The sequence below is a fragment of the Acidisphaera sp. L21 genome (assembly GCF_009765685.1).
GTDB lineage: Bacteria > Pseudomonadota > Alphaproteobacteria > Acetobacterales > Acetobacteraceae > LMUY01.
In genome coordinates, this window is record NZ_LMUY01000078.1 from 30,843 (window position 1) to 36,101 (window position 5,259).

The following is a 5,259-nucleotide window of genomic DNA, read 5'->3' on the forward strand; positions in this document are numbered from 1 at the left end:
CGGCTCGTCGTTGCCGGCCCCGAAAGGCGCCAGACGGGCAATCTGCTCCGCCAGCCCAACGGTGGCGCCACCGACGCTCACCGTCGCCTCCACCGGCAGGTCCGGCACTCGTGGCAGAGTGGCGGCGTGGGTCAGCCGGTCCTCCAGAAAGGCGTGGAAATCGGCCAACTGGTCCAACGACAGGCTGAAGCCGGCCGCCATGGCGTGACCGCCCCCCGTGGCGAGCAGCCCGGCCCGCCGGGCCGCCAACACGGCGGCGCCAAGGTCGACGCCATCGACGGACCGGCCAGAGCCCTTGATCATTCCATCCGCCAACGCCCCGGCCAGAGCCGGCCGGTTCTGCCGCTGTTTGATCCGCCCGGCGATGATGCCGACCACGCCAGGGTGCCAGCCCTCACCATGCACCATCAGCACGGCGCGGCCGGTATCGGCCTGGGTATGTGCGGCGGCATGGGCCGCCTCCATCACCGACGCCTCCAGCACCTGGCGCTGCTGGTTGACCTGGTCCAGCCGGATCGCCAGGGCTCGAGCATCCACCGGGTCGTCGCTCAGCAGCAGGCGCAGGCCCAGATCGGCCTCGTCGATGCGCCCGGCGGCGTTGATGCGGGGGCCGAGCGCCCATCCCAGCGTCGTGGCCGTGGGAATATCTTTGGCGTCTGAAATTTCTAGCAGGGCAGCGATGCCGGGTCGGTGGCGCTTGGCCATCACCTTCAGCCCCTGCGTCACGAGGGCGCGATTAACGCCGGTCAGCGGCATCACGTCGCAGACGGTCGCTAGCGCCACCAGGTCCAGCAGTTCACGTAGATCCGGTTCCGGCCGGGTCGTGAACCAGCCAGCGCGGCGCAGGGTTCGCAGCGTTGCGATGGCGGCCAGGAATGCCACCCCAGCGGCACACAGCCCGCGCAGCCCAGAGGTATCGTCCAGCCGGTTGGGGTTCACGGTGGCGAGCACGGCGGGGGGCGGTCCCTCCGCCTTGTGGTGGTCCAGCACCAGCACGTCGGCGCGGCCAGCCAGCACAGCCAGCGTCTCCCCGGCCGCGGTGCCGCAATCTACGCACACGACCAGCGTGGCGCCTTTGCCCGCCAGGGCCAGCAGGGCTGGGGCGTTGGGGCCGTACCCCTCCCGCATCCGGTCGGGCACGTGGGTCAGCACCGGGCAGCCCAAGCCGCGCAGCAGCAGCGCCATCACGGCGGACGAACAGGCGCCGTCCACGTCGTAATCGCCGAACACGCCGACCGTCTCGCCATGCTGCACGGCATGCGCCAGGCGGCTGGCAGCGGCGTCCATATCCAGCAGCACGGAGGGATCGGGCAGTAACGCGCGGAGGGTCGGCGTCAAAAAATCGGCCACGCCGTCCGCGTCCACACCGCGCACGGCCAGCAGGCTGCCGACGATCTCCGGCAGGTCGGCGCGCTGGGCCAGCAGCAATCCGGCGCGCTCCACCCCGCCACGCCAGACCCACCGCCGTCCCATGACGCTGTTGGTGACACCCAGGGCAGCGGCCGCCGGCGGGATGGCGTTCATGGCCGGGCGGCCCGGCGGGTCAGTTCGGCTGCCAGGTCTTGGTAGCAAAATTGTGGTGCGCCTCGACATACCGGACGGTGCCGGATTTCGATCGCATCACCAGCGAGTGGGTGACTGCCCCCGTGCCGAACCGGCGCACACCACGCAGCATCGGCCCAGTGGTCACGCCGGTGGCGGCGAACATCACGTCGCCCTTCGCCATTTCCTCCAGCTCGTACTTCTTCTTCGGATCGGCCACACCCATCGAGATGGCACGGGCGACCTGGGCAGCGTCCTCGAACAACAAGCGCCCCTGCATCTGGCCGCCCAGGCAGCGCAAGGCCGCCGCGGCCAAAACACCCTCCGGCGCGCCGCCAGAGCCGACGAAGATGTCCACACCACTCTGCATCTGCGCCGCCATGATGACGCCGGACACGTCGCCGTCGCCGATCAGCATGATGCGGGCGCCGGCCTCACGCGCCTTGGCGATCATTTCCGCGTGGCGATCGCGATCCAGCGTGCACAGCACCAACTCGCCGATGTCGATCTTCTTGGCAGCCGCCAGGTTGCGCAGGTTCTCGCCAACGGCGGCGTCCAGGTCCACCACACCGGGCGGCAGGCCGGGGCCCACGGCGATCTTGTCCATATAGATGTCGGGCGCGTGCAGGAAATTGCCCCGCTCGGCCAGCGCCACCGTCGCCATCGCGTTTGGGCCACCCTTGGCGGTGATGGTGGTGCCCTCCAGCGGATCCACCGCGATATCCATCGCCGGGCCGCCGGAGCCAACTTTTTCGCCGATATACAGCATCGGTGCCTCGTCCATCTCGCCTTCGCCGATCACGACGACGCCGTCGATGGCGACGCTGTTGAAGGCGAGGCGCATGGCCTCCACCGCAGCGCCGTCCGCCTCGTTCTTCTTGCCGCGGCCCATCCAGCGGCTGGCGGCCAAGGCCCCCGCCTCGCTGACGCGGACAAGTTCCAGGGCAAGGTTGCGGTCGTAATTGACGTCGGCAGGGCGTTCCATGGATTGAGTCCTTCTCAGCCTGGCTCGATTCGGATCAAGGCGGGCGGTTCCAGCACAGCGTCCAGTGCCGCGATGGCGTCCAATGCGGCGCGCATTGCCTGCTCTCGCACCTCATGCGTCACCAGCACCACCGCCACCGGCTCACCGGGATTGCGTCCGTGCTGCAGCAGCGATTCTAGCGACACACCGTGGTCGCGGAGGATGGCGGCGACGTCGGCAATGACGCCGGGCCGGTCGGTCACCATCAGGCGCAGGTAATATGGCCCGACATGGTCGCCGATCGGCACGACGGCGAAGTCGGACGGTGTTTCCTGCCCCCAGGTCGGGGTGAATCGCCCGCGGGCCAGGTCGATCAGATCGGCCACCACGGCGGAGGCGGTTGGCCCGGCGCCGGCGCCCCTGCCCTCCAGCATCATCCGGCCAACCGCGTCACCTTCCGCCACGACCGCGTTGAACACTCCGTCCACGCGTGCAATAGGCGCGGTAACGCTGACCAGGCACGGATGCACCCGCGCCTCCACACCCGCGGCGGTGCGCCGGGCGATGCCGAGAAGTTTGATGCGATAGCCCAACTCCTCAGCCGACGCGATGTCGAGCGCGCTGATCCGGCGGATGCCCTCCACATACACGCTGTCGAACCGCACCGGATGCCCGAAGGCGAGCGCCGCCAGGATCGCCAGCTTGTGGGCTGCGTCGATTCCATCGATGTCGGTCGCCGGGTCGGCCTCGGCGTAGCCAAGCGCCTGCGCCTCCGCCAACACGTCGGCGAAATCGCGCTTCTGCTCGCGCATCGCGGTCAGGATGTAATTGCAGGTGCCGTTCAGAATGCCGGCGACCCGGGTAATCTGGTTGGCGGCCAAACCTTCACGCAGCGCCTTGATGACGGGGATGCCGCCGGCGACCGCGGCCTCGAACGCCAACGCCGCGGTGCGTGGCAGCGTCTCGCCATGCACGGCGATCAGCGCCTTGTTGGCGGTGACGACCGGGCGGCCATGCGTCAGCGACGCGGTGACCAACTCGCGCGCCGGGCCGTCGGCACCGCCGATCAGTTCGACGACGACATCGATGCCCGGCATGGTCGCCAAATGCTGCGGGTTATCGACCCATTCGACCCCGTCCAGCTTCACGCCGCGATCCCGGCTGCGGTCCCGCGCGGACACGGCGGCCACGGTGATGGGTTGCCCGGCGCGGGCGGCTATCAGGTCGGCATTGCGGTCCAGCAGGTGCAACACCCCGGCCCCGACCGTGCCCAGCCCAGCGATTCCTATGCGCATGAAAGATCGATCCGGCTGGGCGGCACCGCTGCGCTGGTGATGTTGGTCAAGCTCACGCCGTCACCTCCGCCACTGCGCCGACATTGGTGCCGCTGGCCAGGAATCCTTTGATGCTGCGCACGGCCTGCCGCAGCCGCTGGGTGTTCTCCACCAGCGCAATCCGCACGTGGCCGTCGCCCTGTTCGCCGAAGCCGATACCCGGCGCCACCGCAACCTTCGCCCGGGCCAATAGCAGCTTGCTGAACTCCACACTGCCCAGATGGGCGTAGGCGGGCGGGATCGGCGCCCACGCGAACATCGAGGCATCGGGGCTGGGCACCGCCCACCCGGCCGCGTTTAGACCGCTCACCAGAAGATCCCGGCGCTCCTTGTACAGGGCGCGCATTTCGGTCACGCAATCCTGCGGGCCGTTCAGCGCCGCGGTAGCGGCGACCTGGATCGGGGTGAAGGCGCCGTAGTCCAGATACGACTTGATCCGCGACAGCGCCGACACCAGCCGGGCATTGCCAGCCGCGAACCCCATGCGCCAGCCCGGCATGGAATAGGTCTTGGACAGGGAGGTGAACTCCACCGTGATGTCCCGCGCGCCGGGCACCTGCAGCATCGAGGGCGGGACGTCGTTGCCGAAATAGATCTCGGCATAGGCGAGGTCGGACAGGATCCAGATCTCGTGCTTGCGGCAGAACGCCACGACGTCCCGGTAGAAATCGAGTGACGCGACGTAGGCGGTCGGATTTGATGGGAAATTCACGATCAGCGCCGTGGGCTTCGGCACGGAGTGACGGACAGCCAGGTCCAATGCCCGCAGCATCGACTCGTCCGGCGTGGCCGGGATCGACCGAACGGAGGCGCCGGCGATGATGAAGCCGAATTGATGGATCGGGTAGGACGGGTTGGGCACCAGGATCGTGTCGCCCGGGCTAGTGATGGCGGCGGCCAGATTGGCCAGCCCCTCCTTGCTGCCCAGGGTGGCGATCACCTCGGTCTCCGGGTCCAGCTTTACGTCGAACCGGCGGGCGTAATAGGCGGCCAGTGCCTTCCGCAGGCCGGGAATGCCGCGGCTGGAACTGTAGCGGTGGGTGCGCGGGTCCTGCACCGCCTCCACCAGCTTGGCCACGATGTGCGCGGGGGTGGCGCCGTCCGGGTTGCCCATGCCGAGGTCGATAATGTCCTCGCCAGCCGACCGGGCACGCGCCTTGGCATCGTTGACGGAGGCGAACACGTAGGGTGGCAGGCGGCGGATACGGTGGAACTCGGTCGACATGGCGTCCTCAGCGTTATTTTGGTGGCGTCTTCTACAGGCTGGCCGACCCGCCCGCCCCGGCAGCCTGCGCCCGCAGCCGCAGATTGGAGGCAGGTACCCCCGCTTGCGCCAGGGAGGCGGCAATCGCCTGCGCCCGGCGCAGCCCCAAATCCAGCGCCCGGGCCTGGGCCTCGGCATCGGATAGCACGGCCTCC

Annotated in this window: 4 protein-coding genes; all 4 read right to left on the reverse strand. The window is 68.9% G+C overall.

Features of this window, described 5'->3' with window-relative positions; translation table 11 throughout:
- Positions 1-1,524, reverse strand: a 1,524-nt coding sequence (gene recJ, locus GSQ76_RS16145) for a single-stranded-DNA-specific exonuclease RecJ (protein WP_158745071.1), incomplete at its 3' end; no start/stop codon positions are given.
- Between the two features lie 19 nt (positions 1,525-1,543).
- The gene (glpX, locus tag GSQ76_RS16150) at positions 1,544-2,527 is read right to left on the reverse strand and encodes a class II fructose-bisphosphatase (protein WP_158745072.1); all 984 of its coding nucleotides are present in this window, start codon (positions 2,525-2,527) and stop codon (positions 1,544-1,546) included.
- A gap of 14 nt (positions 2,528-2,541) precedes the next feature.
- Complete coding sequence (locus GSQ76_RS16155; protein WP_158745073.1) at positions 2,542-3,801, reverse strand: homoserine dehydrogenase; 1,260 nt, start codon at positions 3,799-3,801, stop codon at positions 2,542-2,544.
- Positions 3,802-3,853: 52 nt separating this feature from the next.
- On the reverse strand, positions 3,854-5,065 hold the full coding sequence (locus tag GSQ76_RS16160; RefSeq protein WP_158745075.1) for an LL-diaminopimelate aminotransferase: 1,212 nt from the start codon (positions 5,063-5,065) through the stop codon (positions 3,854-3,856).
- Positions 5,066-5,259: the final 194 nt, after the last annotated feature.

Excerpts from the sequence above, each read along its gene's own strand:
- GSQ76_RS16155 (WP_158745073.1), bottom strand. The coding sequence starts at position 3,801 with ATGCGCATAGGAATCGCTGGGCTGGGCACGGTCGGGGCCGGGGTGTTG.
- GSQ76_RS16160 (WP_158745075.1), bottom strand. The coding sequence starts at position 5,065 with ATGTCGACCGAGTTCCACCGTATCCGCCGCCTGCCACCCTACGTGTTC.
- glpX (WP_158745072.1), bottom strand. The coding sequence starts at position 2,527 with ATGGAACGCCCTGCCGACGTCAATTACGACCGCAACCTTGCCCTGGAA.